The following is a 20,461-nucleotide window of genomic DNA, read 5'->3' on the forward strand; positions in this document are numbered from 1 at the left end:
CGTGGTGATGCTGGCCGTGCCGTTCTCCGCCATCGGCGCCATCTGGCTGTTCTGGCTGCTCGACTACAACGTGTCGATAGCGGCCTGGGTCGGCATGATCGCGCTCCTCGGCCTCGACGCGGAGACCGGCGTGTTCATGCTCCTGTTCCTCGATCTCTCCTACGACGAGGCCAAGCGAGAGGGGAGGCTCCGCTCGATGGAAGAGCTCGATGTGGCGATCCTGCACGGTGCCGTGAAGCGCGCGCGCCCCAAGATGATGACCGTCGCGGCCGCCTTCATGGGCCTCCTGCCGATCATGTGGTCCACTTCGGCGGGCGCCGACGTGATGAAGCGGATCGCCGCACCGATGATCGGCGGGCTCATCACGTCCTTTATCCTCGAGCTCCTCGTCTACCCCGCGATCTACAAGCTGTGGAAGCGTCGCACCTTGCTGCGCACGAGCTCACCCGCCGAGAATCCCGTGACACAACCGTGACAACCGTCATGTAGGGTCTGATCGGGCCGCGGTGGTCCCACCGAGTACGGCGTGCGCGTCGTCCTCCTGGAAATCGAGGCGACAATGGCAACGCAGAGCGGCCGTGTACCTTCAACGAAGAAGCGGATCCTCCTGTCCGGGGTGTTCGGCCCGTTCGGCGTCGACGACGAGTTCGGGCGCAAAGAGAACATCATGGAGCTGTTCCACAACCAGGTGACCAAGGGACAAGGGACCGCCTCCTTCCGCTTCCACCACAGGTCGTTCGGCCTGTACTTCATCGCGGCCAACATCGACGCGGACGTGACGGTGCTCGACTTCCCGAGCCGCCGTCGGTTCACGCGCGAGCTCGCGAAGGGCTACGACATCGTCGGCATCTCGTTCATCGTGCCGAACTTCATCAAGGCCAAGGAGATGGCGCGGCTCGTGCGCCTCCACGCGCCGGGCGCGGAGATCGTGCTCGGCGGCCACGGCGCGGCGATCGAAGGGGTCAAGGAGCTCATCGACTGCGATCACGTCGTCAAGGGCGAGGGGATCCGGTGGTTCCGGGAGCACCTCGGCCAGGAGGCGGACGCCCCGATCTCGCACCCCTCCCTGCCGACGACCGAGTACCAGCAGATCCTGGGCATTCCGATCCCGGGCGCGACGTCGAGCGTCCTCGTGCCCGGAGTCGGCTGCGTGAACGGCTGCAGCTTCTGCTGCACGACGCACTTCTTCGGCAAGACGTACACGCCGTTCATCCGCACCGGGAAGCAGATGTTCGATCTGGCGCGCCGGATCGCCGACGAGCGGGGCACGGACATCTTCTACGTGATGGACGAGAACTTCCTCAAGGACAAGGCGCGGGCGATGGAGCTGATCGATGAGATGGAGCGGCACCAGCGCTTCTTCAGCTTCTACCTGTTCTCGTCGGCCGAGACGATCGTCTCCTTCGGGATCGAGAACCTCGTGCGGCTCGGCGTCCTGTCCCTGTGGATCGGATTCGAGTCGAAGACGCGGCAGGGGCTGTTCTCCAAGAACGACGGCATCGACGCGAAGCGGCTCGTGGGCGAGCTGCGCGATCACGGGATCTCGGTGCTCGCGTCCGGCATCCTGTGCATGGAGCACCACACGCCCGACAACATGCAGGAGGACATCGACTTCCTCGTCGGCCTCGAGTCGGACCTCGTGCAGTTCATGCTGCTCCTCCCGCTGCCCGTGACCGCCGTGTACCAGCGCTTCGCGGAGCTCGGCTGGCTCGATCGCGAGATGCCCTACGAGGAGTGGCACGGGCAGAAGATGCTCCCGTGGCGCCACCCGGCGTTCTCGCCCGAGGAGCCCGCAAAGTGGCTCGCCGCGGCGTTCCGGAAGGACTACGAGACGAACTCGTCGTCCATCTACCGCTACGCCGAGACCGCGTTCCGCGGCTACGAGCACCTCGCGGCGATGCCGGCGGGAGACCCGAACCTCGACGCGCGGCGGGAGCAGGCCCGGGGCCGCGCCATGCAGTACGGGCTCACCCTCGGCGCCGTCGCCAGGTTCGCGGTGAACGAGGTGGAGCGCGAGCGGGCCCACGCCCTCGACGCGGAGATGCGGCGCGCCTTCGGCCCGCTGACCTGGAAGGAGCGCCTCGAGCGCGCGGGGGCGATCGCGTTCGCGGCCGCCTGGCGGCTGCGCGTCAAGCTGCGCGGGGACGGCATCCAGCCGAAGACCATCGTCACGAAGTACAACGAAGCGTCGCGCCTCGCCCTGCTGAAAGACCAGATCGTCGCCTCGGTCACGGAGATCTGCGAGGAGCCGCTCGAGACCCGCGCCGCGGCCATGTCCCGCCTGAGCTGAACGACCTCCTCGGAATACCCGCCCCGCCCGGAGCGTCATTCCTCCAAAGCCCCACGGCGAGGAGGATGCGATGGGAAAGCGGCTCGCGGCGATCGTGCTCGTGTACACGGGTTGCTTCATGGCCTGGATGGTCCTCGGCGGCAGCGTCATGTTCCGCTCCGAGGTCTCGGACGAGGAGATCAAGCAGCGCGTCACGACCCTCTGGGGCAAGGAGCACCGGCAGCGCCAGCCCCAGGTCTTCTTCACGCAGCCGGAGACGCGGACGGAGAAGTATTGGGAGAACGGCGTCGAGAAGGAGAAGCAGGTCCAGTTCGTGAACCAGATCGACGTGCCGCTCTCGAGCTCGGGCATCGACGTCGTCGTGCGCTACGAGCCGCGCCGCAAGGGGCTGTTCTGGTACAGCACGTACACGGTGAAGTTCGCCGCGGAGTACGAGTTCGTGAACACCACCGACGCGAAGCGCACCTTCTTCGCGCGCTTCTTCTTCCCGAGCTCCGACGCGCAGTACGACGACTTCAAGTGCACAGGGCCGAAGGGCGACGTCACCTACGAGAACCAGAACGGGATGGTCGCGTTCACGGCGGACGAGCTCGAGCCGGGCGCGACGTACAGGTTCAAGGTGTCGTACAGCTCGCGCGGCCTCGACACGTGGAACTACATCTTCGACCGCGACGACGCCACCGCGAGCGGCGGCGGCGCCCGCGTCACCGAGGTGAAGAAGCTCGCCTTCAAGATGACGACGAACTTCGACGCGATCGACTTCCCGGTGGGCTCCATGAGCCCGACCGGCAAGGAGAAGACCGGCGGCGGCTACGAGCTCGAGTGGCGGTTCGCGAAGCTGATCACCGGGCTCAACATCGGCATCGCCATGCCGGAGGAGCTGAACCCCGGACCGCTCGCCGGGCGGATCACCTTCTTCGCGCCGGTGTCGCTCCTCTTCTTCTTCTTCGTGCTGTTCGTCATCTCGGTGATGCGCAAGGTCGACCTCCACCCCATGCACTACTTCTTCCTCGGCGCGAGCTTCTTCGCGTTCCACCTCCTGTTCGCGTACCTCGTGGACCACGTGGACGTGAACACCGCGTTCGCGATCTCGGCGGCGACGAGCGTGTTCCTCGTGGTCACGTACATGCGGGTCGTCGTCGGCTGGCGCTTCGCGTGCGTCGAGGCGGGGCTGACGCAGCTCCTCTACCTCGTGGCGTTCTCGTACACGCACTTCTTCCAGGGCTGGACCGGCCTCATCATCACGGTGCTCTCCATCGCCACCCTGTTCGCGGTGATGCAGATCACGGCGCGCGTGAAGTGGTCCGAGGTGTTCGGGAAGAAGTAGGGACGGGGCTCTGGTCGCGGGGACGGCTGTGCCGATCGACGAGGCGCCCCTACTTCTTCTTCAAGCTCGCGCCGAGCAGGTCGCCCAGCGTGCCCATGCCCCGCTTGTGGCTCGCGGCGCTCGCGCGGAACTCCTCGGTCGCCTCGCGCTCCTCCTCCGCGCCCTCGTCGACGAGCGCGAGCGAGATCCGGCGGCGCTCGGGGTCGATCTCGAGGACGCGGACGCGGACCTTTTGCCCGGGGGAGACCATCTCGCGCGGATTCTGCACGCGCCTGTCCGCGGCCATCTGCGACACGTGCACGAGCCCCTCGACGCCCGGAAACAGCTCCACGAACGCGCCGAACGCCGCGAGCCGCGACACCTTGCCCTCGGCGATCCGGCCGGCGGAGAGCGCCGCGAGCGCCTCGTTCCACGGGTCGTCGAGCAGCGATTTCAGGCTGAGCGAGATCTTGCCCTTGGCGCGGTCGATCTCCTTGATCTGCACGCGCACCCGCTGCCCCTTGGTCACCACCTCCTCCGGGTGGCCGATCCGCGTGTGCGAGAGCTCCGAGACGTGGATGAGCCCCTCGACCCCGCCCACGTCGACGAACGCGCCGTACTTCTGCAGCGACGTGACCTCGCCCTCGACGACGTCCCCCTCGCGCAGGTGCTCGAGCGCGACCTTCGCGGCCTCCTCGGCCTCGCGCTCCAGGATCGCGCGCCGGCTGAGCACGATGTTGCCGCCGCCCTCCTCGAATCGGATGATCGAGAAGGCGTACGTCCGGCCCAGGTGCTCGTCCGGCTTCTCGCAGTAGACCTTGTCGATCTGCGAGATCGGGCAGAACGCGCGCTGGCCGAGCACGGTCACCGAGAAGCCGCCCTTGTTGACCTCCTTGACCGAGCCCTCGATCGGCATGCCGGCGTCGAACGCCTCCTTGATCTGGGCGAGCACGGCGCCCGAGTCGTCCCGCCTTTCGGACGCGCTCCCGGTCGCGACGCCCAGCCTCCGGGCGCACATCACAGCCCCGTCCCGCGCCCCGACCGTGAACACCTGGATGCGATCGCCGACCGCCACGGTCAATTCGCCGTCGCGCTCCACCTCGGCGCGCAGGAGCAGCCCCTCGGCGCGGATGCCGATGTCGAGGAACACGTGCTCCTTGCCGATGGAGACGACCTTCGCCTGGAGCTTCTCGCCGACCGCCACTCCCGCGTTCACCGCGGTGGACTCGTTCAGCATGTCTTCGAATTCGTCGTGCATGATTGCCCTCGCGTTGGACGGGACCATAGCGAGGCGCGGTGGGGTTGGCAAACCGGAAATCGCGGCGCGCCCGCTACCTGCCCTGCTCCTTGCCCTCGCGGTTCGACCGGCCCGAGGAGAGGCCGACGACCAGGCTCAGGACGGACACGGCGAGCGACAGGGGCCACAGGATCGCGACGAGCGCGTAGGCCGGGAGCATGGAGGCCAGGTTCGCGCGCTGCGCGTTGATCGCGGACCAGACGGCCACCATGGCGCCGAAGAGGAGATATAGGGTCAGGTACTTCATCTCGTCGCTCCCGCTTCCAAGGTGTGTCCCGCCGCCGGGAAGTCAACGGGCGGGGGAGCGAAGAGATTCCGGGAAAGAATCCAACCCCTACCCCGGCTCCTTTTCGAGACCCATCCCCCGGCCCCTTCCCCACGGGGGAAGGGGAGCAACTGGATATTGTTGCGGTGCATAAACGAGATGCTTCCCCCTCCCGTGTCGGGAGGGGGACCGAGGGGGTAGGTCTCGATGGGAGGGAGACCGAGGGGTGAACATTGTTAATGTGTTACGTTGTATTAAGTATTTAACCAATAGTTATCACTAGCTTAATCTAATCCACACAGTTCGTCTCGATATCGGTCCCGTCGGTCGTGAAGGTGACGTCTCCCATGAGGTCCGTGCGGCAAATCGTCGCGCTGATTGCGGCGTACGCTGCGAGCGCCTCCTCGTGGGGGTGGCCGTAGGGGTTGCCCGCGCCGCAGGAGATCACGGCCCAGTCCGGCATGACCGCCTCCGGGAACGCCGCGGCGAAGTCCGAGGAGCCGTGGTGCGACACCTTGAGGATCTCCGCGCGCAGCTCTTCGTCGTAGGCGGCGAGCAGATCGGACTGCTCCTCGGCCTCGGCGTCTCCGGGGAGGAGGATCCGCACGCCCCTGTAGGTGAGCGAGGCGACGATGGAGTCGTTGTTCTCGTCGGGGTAGCCGGTGTTCGTCGCGAGCACCGTGATCTTCGCCTCGCCGAACGTCCGCGAGTCGCCCGGCGTCGGCTGCACGATCTCGGCGCCGGAGGCGTTGCGCGCGGATCCGTAGCCCGCGTAGGCGGGCGTGGCGAGCGCCTCGCCGTTCTCCCAGATCTCGTCGACCTCGACTTGGTCCATCACCTCGTCGAGCCCGCCGCAGTGGTCGGAGTGCGGGTGCGAGAGGATCATGAGGTCGATCGCCGCGATCCCCTTCTCCTGGAGGAGCGGCCACACCGCGGCGAGCCCCTGCCCTTCCTCGCCGCCGTCGAGGAGCACGATCGAGCCGTCAGGCAGCTCGAAGAGCGCGCTGTCGCCCTGCCCCACGTCGATGAACGTCGCGTGCAGCAGACCGTCCCCGGCGCCGCCGTCCCCCTCGCTCACCTCGGGCGAGGTGTCGATCGCGCAGCCCGCGCCGATCCACAGGGCGAGCGCGCACGCGGAGGCGGCCGCCCGCCGCAGCCCCGTCACGCCCCCCCCTCGCCGGAGGCGAGCACGCCACGCAGATCCTCGTGGGAGGACACGATCTCGTTGACGCCCTCGACGAGCGTGCGCGCGGCGCCCTCGAGCTGGCCCGCCGCGGCGTCGATCTGCGTCAGCGCGACCCGCACCTGGTCGATGCTCACGACCTGCATCTGCGCCGCGTCGGCGATCTTGGAGACCTGGCCCGAGGTGACGACGAAGCTCTCGGTGATCGAGTCGATGAGATCGCCCGTGGCCCGGAGCTCCTCGAAGTACTCGGTGAGCGCCTCGGCGGCCCTCCGCGTGCTCTCCGCGTTCTCCTGCGCCTGGGCCAGGATCTTCCCGAGGAGCCCGCCGGACCGCTTCAGGTTGGCGTCGGTCTTCACGATCATCTCGCGCAGCTCCTCGGCCACGACGCTGAACCCCCGGCCGTACTCGCCCGCGTTCGCCGCCTCGATCGCCGCGTTCACGGCCAGCACCTTGATGTGCTCGCCGATCTCGCGGTTGTAGCCGAGGATCTCCTCTATGCTCTCCGCCTGGCGCGACAGCTCGTTGATGGAGACGAGCGACCCCTCGATCGCCTTCGTCACGTCGCCGAAGCCGCGCTGCACGGCGAGCAGCCGGTCGCGGCTCCGCACGGAATCCTCGCGCGTGGCGTCCGCGACCGCCTTCGCCTTCTTCGCGGCGGAGGCGGACTGGTCGGCGCTCGTCATGATGGCGCCCATCGTCACGCTCACCTCGTTCGTCGTCGCCGCGTGCTCCGAGGACTGGGCCACGAACTCGTCCGCGATCCGCTTGAGCTGCTCCGCGACCTTGTCGATGACCGGCTGGATCCGCACCGCGGCGCCGAGCACCTGTGCCCGGCTCCGGCTCTTCGCCTGGGCCTCGGCGTAGATCGCCTCGTTGATCGTCTGGCCGCGCCTGAGTATGTAGACGACGAGCACTATGATCACGAGCGTGAACGGGATCTGCGCCATGAGCCGATCCGCCGGGGGGATCACGTAGACCGGGTAGAGATCCAGGTTCTTGACGATCTCGCTCGCGATGATGACCGCGGCGAGCCCCAGCGCGGAGGCGTACAAGAACCGCTTGGTGTAGAGCGCCCCGTAGGCGACGACCGCGAAGCACGCGAGGAGCGCGGTGGCCTCCGAGCCGTCCATCATCATCACCTCGAGCCCCTCGAAGACCATCACCGAGCCCATGAACACGTAGACCGACGCCTCGAGGCGGCCGTGGGCGGTGAACCAGAGCGCGATCGCCCACGACCCGAACAGCGCGCAAACGGCGCCGAACATGACGAGGTTCTGCCAGCTCGGGGTCATGTAGGCGGTCAGGGCGTACAGGGCGACGCTCACCGGGCCCGCGAACAGGAACAGCTTCTTCTGGAGCGGCAGGTGCAGGTTCTGGAGGTGGACCCGCCTCTCCTCGGAGAAACCCTCGATCGGCCGCGCGTTCTTCGTAGTCGTTTCTTTTTCGCTCATCGCTTTCATTCACGGCCCGACCCGAAAAGAGATAAGCCCCTCCGGGCGATCCGCCCCCCGGGTCACGCCCCGGACGCCATCTTCGGGCCGGGCACCCGGACGTCGCCGCGCCGGGTCGACCAGCCCTGGCTGTCGTAGTAGTTCAGCAGCGGCACCGAGTACTTGCGCGACGTGTCGAGGAGCGTGCGGAAGTCCGACATCGTCAGCTCGGGCGTGCGCGCGAACCCCTGGCGCAGGAGCTCGACGCCTCGCGCGATCACCTCGGCGTGGAAGTAGATCTTCCCCTCGAGGTTGACCGCGCTCCCGCCGTCCACGAGCACCTGCAGGATCTGCCGCGCCTGCTTCTCGTCGAGCTGCACGCCCTCGGCAAGGAGCGCGATATCCGGGGGCTGGAACCCGCCGTCGCGGAGCTCCCGCTCCATCCTGTCGAGCGCGGACCGCTGCTTCTTCGTGAGCTGAACCGCGAACCCGTAGAGGGCGAGCAGGTCGCCCGCCGGCGACTTGACGCGCAGCCCGCCGAGCGCGAGATCGAGGAGGTGCCGCGCCGCGAACTCCGGGAGATCCCCCGAGACCTTCTTCACCACCTCGCCGCGCTTGGCGCCGCCGCGCAACGGGTTCTTGGCGTGGTACTCGCGGAGCTCCCTCTCGATCGCGTCCACGAACGCCTCGTAGACCCGCAGATCGATGAGCCAGCGCGCGCCCTTGGCCTCGACCTCGATCGCCTCGCCCTCGATGCCGAGCGCCCCGACCACGTCCTCCACCCGCTCCTGGGGAAGGCTCGCCTTGGTGACGAGATCGTCGAAGGAGACGACGCGTTCCTTGGCGAGGACGCGCCGCACGACATGCTCGTCCTTGGCGTCGCCGAGCCCCTGGAGCGAGCCGACGACGTCGCCGAGGTGGCGCTGGCGGTGCTTCGCCGGGTTCGCGTCGAGGATGCGGCCGCCGCCGATGGTGATCTGCGGCGAGTAGCGCCGGATGACGTACCTGTCGAGCCGCTGCGCGGCCGTCCGCTCCTCGAGCCGGAGCTGGACGAGCCCCTCCTCGCCGGGGGCGATCCTGTCGCGGTCGAGGATCACGGCGCGCGCCATGACCTCCTTCGTGCCGAGGTGGACCCGCACGCGCTGCCGCTGCTCGAGCGGCACGGGGCTCCTCTCGAGAATGCGGCACTCGACGTCGAGCATGAACGTGGCCTTGAGCCGCTCCGGCGTCGCGAGGACGTCCCCCCGCGCCGCGTCCTCGACCGCGATCTGCGGGATGTTGAGCGCCACCCGCATCCCGGCCGTGGCCGTCTTCACGTGCTTCCCCTGCGTCTCGACCGCCCGGACGCGGACGAGGTCGCCCCGGGGCAGGAGCTCGAGCCTGTCCTCGACGCTGATCGAGCCGGAGAGCGCGGAGCCGGTGACCACGGTGCCGAACCCCTTGATCGTGAACACGCGGTCGATCGGCAGCCGGAACACCGGCCCGGGCGAGCGCTCCTTCTTCTTGTCCGCGAGCTCCGAGAGCGCGCGCCGCACTTCCTCTATTCCGTCCCCGCTCAGGGAGTCGGCGCGAAGGATCGGGCGCCCCTCGAGGAACGATCCGGCGACCATCTCGCGCAGCTCCTCGACGACGAGGTCGACCCAGTCCGGCTGGGCGAGCGCGCACTTGGTCACGACGACGATGCCATCCTCCACCCCGAGCAGGCGCAGGATGTCGAAGTGCTCCCGCGTCTGCGGCATGATGCCGTCGTCCGCGGCGACCACGAGCATCGCGAAGTCCACGGTCGCGACGCCCGCGACCATGTTCTTGATGAACCGCTCGTGGCCGGGCACGTCGATGATCGCGATCCGCTCGTCGAGGAACGCGTAGCCGAGCTCGATCGTGATGCCGCGCTCCTGCTCCTCCTTGAGGCGATCGGTGTTCGTGCCCGTGAGCGCCTTCACGAGCGACGTCTTGCCGTGATCGATGTGTCCAGCTGTGCCGACGATGACCGGTTTCATGGCGGGCCATGTTACCGCATCAAAACCCCTTTTGACACTCCGACGGATTGCTACGTATGATGGCGCCGAACACCGCGCCCTGCCGAACGCGAGGAGTCGACGATGTCCTGGACCTATTCGTGTCCCAAGTGCAAAGGCGTCGTAAACCCGGACGAGACGGTCATCCTCATCGCCGTGTGCCCGGAGTACCGCTTCCTGATAGGGTTCCACCCGCAGCCGGGCAACTACACCGTGTACACCCCGCCCGGGGTCGAGCTCGTGCACGGCCAGCGCTACGAGTTCGTCTGCCCGCTCTGCCGGGAGAACCTCGAGTCGCCGCAGCACGAGAACCTCTCGATGCTGGAGGTCTGGCAAGGCGAGAGGCGCCGCATCGTGCTCTTCTCGAACATCGCCGGCGAGCGGGCGACGTACATCGTGAAGGACGAAGCGCTCGAGGAGAACCACGGCGAGCACGCGGAGCACTACCGGAACGACGTCCACTGATTGGCTCTTTTTTTTCTGTTCCCGCCGGCCCCTCCCCCCCCACTAGGGCATCGAGTGCGGCGCAACTTGGAATAACTCGCGCCCCTCGGCGGTCACTTGGCCGGAGGTCGAACGATGGGGGAGCCCGACAAGAAGCCGATTGGGCCCGGCGACGAGGCGGACGAGGTGCTCGTCGCGGAGCTGCAGCAGGGGGAGAACCTCTGCGTCCGCGCGTTCCCGCGGGACGTCTGCGAGTTCAGGCCGGCGGGCCGCGGTCCGGCCGCGCTCTGGATCGAGACGATGTGGCGGCTCGAGGCGGAGGAGTCGTTCGCCGCGGCCGAAGACTCGCAGGTCCGCTTCGACGTCGCGCCCCGCTTCCCGGAGATCCTCTACTCGATGTCCAGGACGGCGTTCCTCTGCTGGTCCAGGACGTAGCTCGCCGTCAGAAGCGCCTGTCGCGAAGCGCCGGCAGGCCTTTGCGGGCCTTCGCCAGGAGGTCGAGATCCAGCTCCGCGACGACGAGCCCCTCGGCGTCGCCGCCCGCGGCGAGCGCGTTGCCGAGGGGATCGTAGATCGCGGTCCCGCCGAGGAACGTGTGCCCGCCGCCCTCGCCCACTCGGTTGACCCCGACGACGAACTGCTGGTTCTCCACGGCGCGCGCGGGGAGTAGGAGATCCCAGTGCCGCTGCCGTACCGCGGGCCAGGACGCGATCACCATGACCAGCCCCGTGCCGGCCGCGACGAGGCGGAACAGCTCCGGGAACCTGAGGTCGTAGCAGACGAAGCAGGCCATCTCGACGCCCGCGATCGAGAACGGGCGCGGCGCGGCGCCCGCCTCGTGCACGGCGTCCTCACCGAGCAGCGAGACGAGGTGCGTCTTCGAGTACTCCGCGAGCACGCGGCCGTCCTCGGCCACCGCGAGCCCGACGTTCGCGCCCTTGCCGCTGCGCCGCGTTCGGACGAGACCGCCGACGATCGCCATCCGGTGCTCCCGCGCGAGATCGCGGAGGAACGCGATCGTCTCGCCGCCCTCGCCCTCCGCGGTGACCTTTGGATCGAGGAGGAACCCCGTCGCGAACATCTCGGGCAGCACGAGCAGCTCGACTCCCCGCTCCTTCGCCTCGGCGGCGAAGCGCCGCACGCGCTCGAAGTTTTTGCGCTTGTCCCCCCAGACGACGTCGAGCTGCAGCCCCGCGACGACGAGCCGCGTCATGAAGGCCTCCTGTAGAGGCGCTCCACGAGCACCGGCATGATGACGAGCGCTGCGAGCATGCACGAGGCGATGCCGACGACGAGGATGATCCCGAGGCTGCGCGCGCCCCAGTAGTCCGAGAGGATGAGCGATCCGAACCCGAGCAGCGTGGTCGATGCGGAGATGACGATCGCCTTGCCGGTCGTGCGCACGGCCTTCTGGGCGCTGCCCTCCTGCCGCGCCCGGTGCGCGAGGTTGATCCCGAAGTCGACACCGCAGCCTATCAGGATCGGCAACGCCATGATGCTCGCGTAGTTGAAGTCGATGCCGCACGCCCAGATGAACAGCGCGGTCCAGCCGCCGCCGATGATCACGGGCGCCACCGCGACCAGGAGCTCCCGGGGCCGCCGCAGATCGGCGAGGATGAGGAGAATCACGGCGATCGCGGCGAAGGCGGTCGCCTGGGCGAACCCCTCGTGGATCTGGTGCGTGAACGCGAGGTGCGTCACCGGGTGACCCGTCGTCTTCGGATCCACCGAGAGGACCTCCGCGACGAACCGCTCGAAGAAATCGCGCTCGCCGATGTCGCCTTTGGGGAAGGCGAGCACGGCGAAGCTCGCACCGTCCGCGCTCAAGTACCGTCCGCGGACCTCCTCGGGCAGATCCGCCGCGGTGAACCCCTTCTCGTCGAGGCCCGCGCGGAGCACGCGGCCGGCGCGCACGAGCCCCTCGAAGATCTGCTTCTCCAGACGCTGCAGGCGACCCGCGTCCTTCATCCCGGCCACCGCGTCCCTGGCGAGGCCGACCTTCGACGCGAGCGTCTTGAGCGCCCTGTCCTCGGGCCTCCCGGCCTTCTTGGCGTCGAACGCGAGATCGGTCAGCGTGTCCTGCATCGTCTGCAGTGCGGCGACGAGCGACGCCGGCGTGATCGTGCCCGCAGAAGCCGCGTGCGCTTCCACGTCGGCGAACGACCTCGCGACGCGCTCACGGGCCGCGGGCGAGATCCGCGACAGCGTGGCGACCTTCGCCTCTTGCGCCGTGGGCACGAACAGGGAGAGCGCCTCGGCGCGCACGACCGTCGGCAACGCGGCGAGCCTCTTCCTCTTTCCCTCGGCCTCGTCGAGGGAGCGCGCCTCCGCCACGACGTAGTTCGTCGAGAAGTCGGTGCGCTCGTTCAGGACGCGCAGCCCTCTCGCCGACTCGGCGCTCGCCGGGAGCAGGTTCTCGACCGCGTAGTCGAAGCCGATCCGGCCGATCGAGGCGGCGCCGACGACGAACACGGCGAGGCCGAGCGCGACGACCGCGCGCGGCGCCTTCCCGAGCGAGCCCCACAGGGCGCTCCCGTAGCTGGACGCGCGAACGCCGGACCGCCCCGGGTGCCAGAGCAGGAGCGCCGCCGGCAGGAGCGTGAGGTTCGCCGCGACGAGGATCAAGACGCCGGCCCCCGCGATGACGCCCATCTCCGAGAATCCCCGGAACTCCGAGAGCGCGATCGCGAAGAACGCCGCCGCGGTGGTCGCGCCGCTGGCGACCACCCCGGGCCCGGCCTTCAGGAGCGCCGTCTCGACCGCCTTGCGCCGATCCTCCCCTTCCATGAGCGCCTCGTGGAAGCGCGTCACGAGGTAGATCGTGTACGCCACGCCGAGGCCGAACAGCTCGGCCGCGAAGTAGCCGGAGATCATCGTCAGGTGGCCGTACAGGATCGCCGTGAGCCCCGTCGTCCAGACGAGCCCCACACCGAGCGGCAGCACGACGAAGGCGCCGACGCGGAGCGAGCGGTACGTCCAGAAGAAGACGATGAGCACGGCGAGCCCGGCGAGGATGCCGGTGACGAAGATGTCCCGCGTGACCACCCGCATCTCGTCTGTCGTGAGCGCGGGCATGCCGGTCACGTACGACGTGAACCCCGCGTGCTTCTCCGAGACCTTCGCCGCCTCCGCGCGCAGCATGTCCGTGAACGGCGTGACGACCTCCATCGCCTGGGAGTCGCTCGCGGGCTGGACGAAGAGCACGGCGAGACGCGGCGCCCTGCCGTCCTTCTCGGCCAGGTAGCCCTCGCTCTCGGCGCGTCCGGACATCGACGGCCCGCCCTTCCACACCTTTGCGACGATGTCGAGGTCGTCCTTTGACGGATCCGAGGCGAAGCCCGCGATCTCGTCGATGAGCTCCCCGAACATCGAGAGCGCCTCCTCGATGTCCGCGGGCTTGGCCTCCTCGGGCAGCGGTGTGCTCTCCATGCGCGCGGCGTAGCCCTCGACCATCGACGCGAGGTCCGCCGACGCGCCGAGCACTTCGAAACCGAAGTCGTCGCGCTCTATCGAAGCGGCGATGTTCTTCAGCCCGTCGAGCTCCGTGAACAGCAGCGCGTGGCCCTCGAAGAAGGCGACGTCCGCCTTGTAGAACACGCTCTTGACGAACCCCTTCTTCGCCGCGAGGACGGTGGCGAGCTCGTCGGCCGCCCGGCGAACCTCGCTCGGATCGTCGCCGCCCCGGATGATGACCGCCGCGACGAGGGAGGTGCCGAACCTCTCGTTCATCGCGTCACGGTTTCGGGAGGCCTCGTTGTCCTCGCCGCCGATGAGGTTCCGGTCCGTGGAGATCGTCAGCCGCGGCACGAAGGCCGCGGCGATCGCGGTGACGATGACGCAGACGACGACGACGGTCTTCGGGCGGTTGAGCGGCAGCCGCGCCAGGATGCGCATGAGAAGCGTGATCATCTGCGGCTGTCTCCGAGATCGGACCTAGGACTCCAGCGCGTGCAGGAGCTGTTTCGCGAACGCGTTCGCCGACTCGAGCAGCGGTGCGGCCTCCTCCGTGCTCAGACCGAGCTTGTCGACGAGCGCGCCGATCAGCTTCTTCTCCGACTCGGATTGTTCGCCGTCGATGTACGTCAGCAGCACGCCGTGCTGCAGCGCGAGCTGGACATCCGTCCTTGCGAGGCCGCTCAAGTCGACCGAATCGAGCGTCCGCGGCTCCTTGGCCCAGGCTCGCAGCTCCTCCGCCTCGCCGGCCTCGGCGCCGAACGCGTCGAGCAGCGCCTCGACGACCTCCTGCTCCTCCGTGTCGACCCTGCCGTCGGCCCAGGCGAGCGCCGTGAGCAGCTGGAGTATGCTCTTCTTCTCCGGAGTGAGCATCGCGCCTCCTTGGGGCAGCGTGGCCCCGTCGCGGGTTTCAGGAAAGGTAGGCCAAACACGCGGAGCGGGCAAGGGGCGAGCGGGGGTCCGCCTGTTCCGGCTCGCGGAAATCTATGGTACCGCATTCACCGAATGTTCCTCGCGACACGATCGGGCGCGGCGCTCCTGTGCGCGCTCCTCTGGGCGAGCGCGGCGGCTGGGCAGGCCGGCCCGGGACCTATGTCGCCGTCGGCTCTCGGACCGCGGATCACCATCCTCTCGCTCGGGCCGGAGGATCCCGGCCTGCAGACCCTGCGCACGGCGATCTCCGCGCACCTGAGCGCGTACGGGGTCTCCGTGGAGATCCTCGTCGTCGCGCCCGAGGCGGCCTCGGCGCCGCCGCTGGAGATCGCCAAGAAGGCCCTCGCCCAACGCGACGCGATGGCGGTCGTATGGGTGGACGCGGAGCACGGCCTCTTCACGGCGCTCGTCGCGGACGCAACGGCCGGGGATCAGACCCTCTCGCGCGAGCTTCCCTTCGGACGCGAGGTGTGGGTCGCGAGCTGCGACGGCCTCGCGTCGACGCTGCACGCGGCGCTGATCCCGCGCCTGCGGGTCGGCGACCAGGCTCCCCGGGCGCCGGCGTCTTCGGCGGCCGACCTCGAGCCGCGGCCGGGGCCGGGCGAAGAAGAGGGTGAGGCGCCGGAGCCGCAGAGGAAGCTCACGGGCGACCTCGCGGTGCTCGCGAACCTCGGCTACGGCGCCGTGATCCTGAACAGCAGCGGCGAGGTGCAGCACGGCGCGCGCACGGCGATCGGGCTGTCGTTCCGGCACGGCTTCGAGGCGATCCTCGGGCTCGACCTCCTGTTCCCGTACAAGGCCGGCTCCGAGGCCGCCGGGAGCGGCGACGACGTGCGGCTCGTGCGGTGGCCCCTCCGGCTCGCGGCCGGGTGGTTCTACACGGCGAGGAAGGTGCACGTCGGCGCGCGGCTCGGCCTCGTGCTCGACTTCTCGAGGATCCGCGGCTGGGACCCGCCCGAGGGCTCGGGCGCCCTCTCGGGCGAAGACACCGCGCGGACGAACCCCGGCCTGATGGCCTCGGTCCGCGTCCGCGCCGATCTCGCGAAGTTTCTGTCTTTCTACCTCGAGGTGGCGGGTGACTGGTACTCTCACACCTACATCTACGAAATAGAAGATCGGGAGGTCATCCGGTTCGGCGCGGTCCAGATCGGTTTCATCGCGGGCGTCTCCATCCAGTTCGACGTCAGATAATTTTCCCCCTTTTACGCACGGTCGCGTCCACCCTGTTCAGGCAAGGGGGAGCGATGGAAACGACCATGGCGCGCACGGCGATGTCATTCCTCCTCGGCGCGCTCTGCGCCGCGGCGCCCGGCGGCTGCCTGCAGCACGAGCTGATCTACCTCGACGGAAACGGGAGTGACGGCGGCGCGCCCGCGGAGCCGGGCCTCGACGGCGTCGATCTCCTGTTCATCGTGGACGATTCGAACTCGATGTCGCAAGAGCAGGCGCTCCTCGAGACGTCGGTGTTCCAGCTCGTGAACTCCCTCGCCTACCCGCTCGCCGACACGCCGCACCTGCCCGTGGACGACGTCCGCGCGGCCGTGATCTCGACCAACATGGGCCTCTTTGCCCACGGCGTGAGCGGAGACGAGCACTGGCCCGACGACGTGCCCGCATCCTGCTCGGACCGAGGCGACGACGGGGAGTTCCGGGCGTCGAGCGTCGCGGAGGTGGTCATCGAGAGCGGCGCGATCCCGTGCGCCGGGCTCGAGTGCCACTGCCCGCCGGGCTGGTCGTGCGCGCTCGACGCCGAGCGAGTCGGGAAGTGCGTGCCGCCGACTCCGGACGCGGCGGAGGTCGGCTGTCCCGCGGACGACGCGATCTTCGCCGAGACGCTTCCCGACGCGCCGAACGCGGACTTCGCGCTCGAGCTCGCCTGCCTCGCGTCGATCGGCACGGGCGGCTGCGGGTTCGAGCAGCAGCTCGCGTCGGCGGTGCGAGCGACCCGACGGCAGGATCAGCGGTGGTTCTTCCGCAAGCGGGCGGCGCTCGGCGTGGTCGTCGTCAGCGACGAGGACGACTGCTCCATGTCGGACAACGTCGGGATGTTCGCCTCCGCCGCCGTCGCCGACGATTTCGACATGTGGAACATCGCTTGCGGTGTGAACCCGCAGTTCCTGGACGACCCGGCCTCGTTCGTCCGAGAGCTCGCCGAAGTCAAGGACGGCGTCGAGGAGGCGGTGTTCTTCGCCGCGATCGTCGGCGTGCCGCCGGGCTCCGCGTGCGAGGGGCGGGGCGACGAGATCGGAGGGTGCCTCGAAACGGATGAGATGCAGCTCGACGCCGAGCAGCCCACCGGCACCACCTGGTACTGGAGGCCGGCCTGCACGCGGTTCGAGGGCGCCCTGGAGGTCACGAAGGCGTACCCCGGGCGCCGCTTCGTGAGGCTCGCGATGGAGTTCGGAGCCCGCGGCCACGTGTCCTCCATCTGCAACGGCGGCTGGATGCCCGCGATGGAGGAGTTCGCCCGGATCATCGCCGATGCGACGGAGTAGCCGCATCTTTCTTTTCCCCATCTCGCCCCCCTCGACGTCGGGTACGATGAAAGAGCAGGCAGGAGAAAATGGATTCGGTCACCTTGTCGAACGACATCGCAGCGCCCCTCGAGAATCGCGAGCTGCTCGCGCGCAGCCTCGCGGGTGATCGGGCGAGCCGCGAGGAGCTCGCGCGGGCGTGCCTCGCCCGGGTGCGGCGCACGGTCTTCCTGTCCGTTCGGGGCGCCGCCGACGCAGACGACGTCGTGCAGACCGCGATGTCCAGGATCTTCGCGGGGCTGCCCGAGTTCCGGGCCGACGCGAAGCTCACGACCTGGATCGATCGCGTCACGGTCAACGCGGTGCGCGATCACTTCCGCCGAAAGCCGATCCTCGCGGCGCTCCTCTTCGCCGAGCCGTGCGAGCTCGCGCCGGCGCCAGAGAGCTTCGCGCCGGACGCCGGGTGGGAGCGGCGCCGGCTCGCGGACGCGCTGCGCGGCCACCTCCAGAAGATCCGGCCGAACAAGCGGATCGCCCTCATGCTGTCCGTGGCCTACGGCTATTCGGCGGGCGAGATCGCGGCGATGACCGACTGCACGGTCGAGACCGCGAAGAAGCGGCTGCAGCACGGCCGCAGGGAGCTGATGTCCAGGGTGCGCAAGGACCCGTACCTGTTCAGCGTCCTCGAGGAGCGGGGAACATGTCGAACCTGAGCTGCCGAGAGTTCGAGCGCTCGCTCGGAGACTACGCCGCGGGCGCCATGCCGGCCGACGCGAAGGCCGCCGTAGACGCTCACCTCGCCGGGTGCCGCGCCTGCCGGGAGGCGCTCGCGCTCTGGTCCGGGATCGGCGCGACGCTGCGCGAGATCGAGCCCGCCCCGCTGCCGCCGCTCGTCGAGAGGCGCTGCACCGTGCGGGCGATCGGCGACCCCTCGGAGGCCGCTGCCCGTCCGGCGCGAAGGACGCTCCGGCCCGCCGCCGCGTTCGCCGCGGCGCTCGCAGCCTCGATCGCCGCCGTCGCGATCGCGCTCTACGCGCTCTCGCCTCGGGGAGAAGGCGAACCCGCGGCGCGGATCGCCCTCGCGCCGCGCGTGGAAGGGCTGAAGAGCTCCCCGGAGGAGCTCGCCGAGATCCTGCCGGACGGCCGGACGCTCGTGCACCTCGATCCGGCGACCGACGTCTGGCTCGACCCGGGCACGCACGCGTCGTTCGACAGGATCGAGGCGGACGACGTCCGCATCGCGCTGCACGAGGGCCGGCTCGTCGCGGACATCGGCCCCCACGCGTTCCCGTACCGGTTCGTGGTCGCCACCCCGTCCGGCGAGGTCGAGGCCAAGGGCACGATCTTCATCGTGGAGGTCATCGGGCCCTCGCGCGAGGTGGCGCGCGTGCTCCGCGGCGTCGTCGAGGTCCGCTCCGGGCTCCAGCGCCGGCTGTTCGATCCGTTCCTGGTCTTCGAGGGCCAGCAGGGGATCATCGGCGAGACCGGGCCCGGGCCGATCCCGAGATCCGATCTCCGGCGCGACCTCGCGCTGCTCCTCGGGCAGGACGCCATGGAGGTCGCGAGCTGGCTCGCCGCGATCGATCCCGGCTGCGAGCTCGCCGGGGCGCCCGGAGGAAGCGATCACGCCGCTCGGGCGCGCAGGACCGCCGTCGCGACCGGCGCGGGGACCTTGGCGATGGCCGCGCTCGGGAAAGAGGACGCCTTCCAGGACGGGCAGGCCGGCGCCGCAGGTCCGAAGCAGCAGGTGCGTTCGGCCGGAAAGCGCGCCGGGGATCTCGTGGCGCTGGCGCTCATCCAGCGCCAGGCGGGCGACTACGGGACAGCGGCGTCGACCTACCGGCAGATCGTCTACGAGTACGAAGGGACGATGGAGTCGCTCGCGTCGCTTGTCTCGCTCGGCCAGCTGGAGCTGTACAACCTCGGCCGCGCGACCACGGCGTCGACGCGCTTCGAGGCGTACGTCGAGCGCGCGCCGAACGGGACGCTCGCCGAGGAGGCGCGGCTCGGCCTCGTGCGCGCCTATGACCGCAGCAACCGGGTCTCGGACATCGAGCGCGCGGCGACGGACTACCTCGCGCACCATAGGAACGGGTTCGCCGCGCCGGAGGTGGTCCGCACCCGCGCCGACGCGCGGCGCCTGACCGGCAACTGCGAAGGGGCCCGCGAGGACTACATGTGGATCCGGACCGAGTGGCCGAGCTCGCACGAGGCGACGATCGTCGACGCGATGAAGGGCGCCTGCGCCCCCTGAGCCGGATCAGTCAGCGGCCGGGATCGCGTGCCAAAGGAGGCTCGGCCCGGGGCCGTTCGCGATCACGAACAGCACGCCGTCCGGCGACAGGCTCACGTCGTCGACGCCGCACCGCGGGGAGTCGCCCCCGCACGGCTCGAGGATCCGCGTGAGCCCGCCGTCGTGGAAGCGGTCGAGCCGCCAGTCGTCGATGTTCTCGTTCGTCGCGCTGCCCCTCCCGCCGCCGAGGTACAGGTCGCCGGACGCATCGTCTCGCGCGCCGCTCACCCAGCAGATCGAGTACTCTTCGGCGGAGAGATCGTCGGGGCACGCGAGCACCTCGGTCCACGCCGCGCCGTCGTAGGCGAGCACCGCGTCGCCCTCGAGGACGCTCAGATCCGCGAGCGCCGACCCGTAGGCCCACACGGCGCGCTCGGTCTCGAAGCCGAGGTCGGTCGCGCCGGCGCTCTCCCACAGGCCCGAGCCGTAGAACACGTCGGTCTCGGGCAGCGGGAGCACGCCGTAGATGGTGTCCAACTCCGCGTTCGTCGGCACGACGACGGAGCCCACGATCCACCCCCCGGAGCCGTCCGGGACCCACGAGAGCCGCTCGGCGCTGCACCAGCCGACGATGGCCACATCGTCGACCGAGGTACCGTAGATGGTATCGTAGCGGCACGAATCGTCGGCGCCTTCGACCGCCTCCAGGCTCCACTCTCCCCCGCTCCGCCCGTAGAGCATGGGCTCGAACGTCTGATCCACGACGCCGAACGCCCAGAGGTGATCCGCGTCCAGGCCGAACACGCCCTCGCACACGAAGCCGTCGGCCACCTCCAGGAGCGCCGCACCGTCGAACGCCAGGATGCCGCCCGTGCCGTTCGTCCAGTTGCCGGAGCAGATCGTCGCGTCGTCGGCGGCCGTCGCGTGGACCTTGATGTCGACGCCGTGCCCGGTGAACCCGCCGGGGATCTCGAGGCTCTCCCAGTCCCAGAAGTCGTGGACACTCGTGTCCGTGTCGGAATCCGTGTCCGTGTCCGCGCCGCCGTCGCCCTCGAACGATCCCTCGTCCGAGCAGCCGGCCGCGGCAAGCGCGAGCAGGAAAAGGACGAGACCGCTGCGCTGCGCCATCTGT

General features: G+C 69.2%; 18 protein-coding genes. 9 read left to right on the forward strand and 9 right to left on the reverse strand.

All coding sequences use genetic code 11. The features are described 5' to 3' along the window. From M0R80_11515 to M0R80_11525, 3 genes are all read left to right on the forward strand, one after another. A partial coding sequence (locus tag M0R80_11515) for an efflux RND transporter permease subunit (GenBank protein MCK9460259.1) occupies positions 1-475 on the forward strand: 475 nt, incomplete at its 5' end. Between the two features lie 84 nt (positions 476-559). After that, positions 560-2,290 carry a radical SAM protein gene (locus M0R80_11520; protein MCK9460260.1) on the forward strand — a complete coding sequence of 577 codons (1,731 nt, stop codon included), beginning with the start codon at positions 560-562 and terminating at the stop codon, positions 2,288-2,290. Positions 2,291-2,360: 70 nt separating this feature from the next. Further along, positions 2,361-3,617, forward strand: a complete 1,257-nt coding sequence (locus M0R80_11525; protein ID MCK9460261.1) for an inner membrane CreD family protein — start codon at positions 2,361-2,363, stop codon at positions 3,615-3,617. Between the two features lie 49 nt (positions 3,618-3,666). Here the strand turns inward: M0R80_11525 and rpsA are convergent, their stop codons facing one another. The 5 genes from rpsA to selB all read right to left on the reverse strand — a co-directional run bounded on the left by rpsA (position 3,667) and on the right by selB (position 9,774). After that, complete coding sequence (rpsA, locus tag M0R80_11530) at positions 3,667-4,854, reverse strand: 30S ribosomal protein S1 (GenBank protein MCK9460262.1); 1,188 nt, start codon at positions 4,852-4,854, stop codon at positions 3,667-3,669. A gap of 73 nt (positions 4,855-4,927) precedes the next feature. Then, entirely contained in the window at positions 4,928-5,140 is a 213-nt protein-coding gene (locus M0R80_11535; GenBank protein ID MCK9460263.1) for a hypothetical protein, read from the reverse strand. 307 nt (positions 5,141-5,447) lie between these two features. After that, complete coding sequence (locus M0R80_11540) at positions 5,448-6,323, reverse strand: MBL fold metallo-hydrolase (protein MCK9460264.1); 876 nt, start codon at positions 6,321-6,323, stop codon at positions 5,448-5,450. After that, positions 6,320-7,795, reverse strand: coding sequence for a methyl-accepting chemotaxis protein (locus tag M0R80_11545; GenBank protein ID MCK9460265.1), 1,476 nt, complete (start codon positions 7,793-7,795; stop codon positions 6,320-6,322). Before M0R80_11545 ends, M0R80_11540 begins: the two co-directional genes overlap by 4 nt. A 62-nt stretch (positions 7,796-7,857) precedes the next feature. After that, positions 7,858-9,774 carry a selenocysteine-specific translation elongation factor gene (selB, locus tag M0R80_11550; GenBank protein ID MCK9460266.1) on the reverse strand — a complete coding sequence of 639 codons (1,917 nt, stop codon included), beginning with the start codon at positions 9,772-9,774 and terminating at the stop codon, positions 7,858-7,860. Positions 9,775-9,876: 102 nt separating this feature from the next. On the opposite strand from selB, the gene M0R80_11555 reads away from it, so the two are divergent. Next, positions 9,877-10,257 carry a hypothetical protein gene (locus M0R80_11555; GenBank protein MCK9460267.1) on the forward strand — a complete coding sequence of 127 codons (381 nt, stop codon included), beginning with the start codon at positions 9,877-9,879 and terminating at the stop codon, positions 10,255-10,257. 114 nt (positions 10,258-10,371) lie between these two features. Beyond that, on the forward strand, positions 10,372-10,671 hold the full coding sequence (locus tag M0R80_11560) for a hypothetical protein (GenBank protein ID MCK9460268.1): 300 nt from the start codon (positions 10,372-10,374) through the stop codon (positions 10,669-10,671). A 7-nt stretch (positions 10,672-10,678) separates the two neighbouring features. Here M0R80_11560 and M0R80_11565 read toward each other — a convergent pair whose 3' ends face one another. Genes M0R80_11565 through M0R80_11575 form a run of 3 tightly spaced genes read right to left on the reverse strand, consistent with a single transcriptional unit; the run spans position 10,679 to position 14,562 of the window. Beyond that, positions 10,679-11,449, reverse strand: a complete 771-nt coding sequence (locus M0R80_11565) for a carbon-nitrogen family hydrolase (GenBank protein ID MCK9460269.1) — start codon at positions 11,447-11,449, stop codon at positions 10,679-10,681. Then, a complete protein-coding gene (locus M0R80_11570; protein ID MCK9460270.1) occupies positions 11,446-14,145 on the reverse strand; it encodes an MMPL family transporter in 2,700 nt (899 codons plus the stop codon). The genes M0R80_11565 and M0R80_11570 overlap by 4 nt, the downstream gene beginning before the upstream one ends. A gap of 24 nt (positions 14,146-14,169) precedes the next feature. Further along, positions 14,170-14,562 carry a TerB family tellurite resistance protein gene (locus M0R80_11575; protein MCK9460271.1) on the reverse strand — a complete coding sequence of 131 codons (393 nt, stop codon included), beginning with the start codon at positions 14,560-14,562 and terminating at the stop codon, positions 14,170-14,172. 132 nt (positions 14,563-14,694) lie between these two features. Here M0R80_11575 and M0R80_11580 point away from each other — a divergent pair, with 132 nt between their 5' ends. The 4 genes from M0R80_11580 to M0R80_11595 all read left to right on the forward strand — a co-directional run bounded on the left by M0R80_11580 (position 14,695) and on the right by M0R80_11595 (position 19,350). Next, positions 14,695-15,813, forward strand: a complete 1,119-nt coding sequence (locus M0R80_11580; protein MCK9460272.1) for a hypothetical protein — start codon at positions 14,695-14,697, stop codon at positions 15,811-15,813. Between the two features lie 53 nt (positions 15,814-15,866). Continuing rightward, positions 15,867-17,117, forward strand: coding sequence for a hypothetical protein (locus M0R80_11585; protein MCK9460273.1), 1,251 nt, complete (start codon positions 15,867-15,869; stop codon positions 17,115-17,117). Between the two features lie 68 nt (positions 17,118-17,185). Beyond that, positions 17,186-17,809, forward strand: a complete 624-nt coding sequence (locus M0R80_11590) for an RNA polymerase sigma factor (protein MCK9460274.1) — start codon at positions 17,186-17,188, stop codon at positions 17,807-17,809. After that, on the forward strand, positions 17,797-19,350 hold the full coding sequence (locus M0R80_11595) for a zf-HC2 domain-containing protein (protein ID MCK9460275.1): 1,554 nt from the start codon (positions 17,797-17,799) through the stop codon (positions 19,348-19,350). The genes M0R80_11590 and M0R80_11595 overlap by 13 nt, the downstream gene beginning before the upstream one ends. Positions 19,351-19,356: 6 nt before the next feature. Here the strand turns inward: M0R80_11595 and M0R80_11600 are convergent, their stop codons facing one another. Then, positions 19,357-20,457 (reverse strand): hypothetical protein, encoded by a 1,101-nt coding sequence (locus tag M0R80_11600; GenBank protein ID MCK9460276.1) that lies wholly within the window; start codon positions 20,455-20,457, stop codon positions 19,357-19,359. Positions 20,458-20,461: the final 4 nt, after the last annotated feature.

Source organism: Pseudomonadota bacterium (assembly GCA_023229365.1).
In the GTDB taxonomy this organism is placed as follows: Bacteria; Myxococcota_A; Polyangia; order JAAYKL01; family JAAYKL01; genus JALNZK01.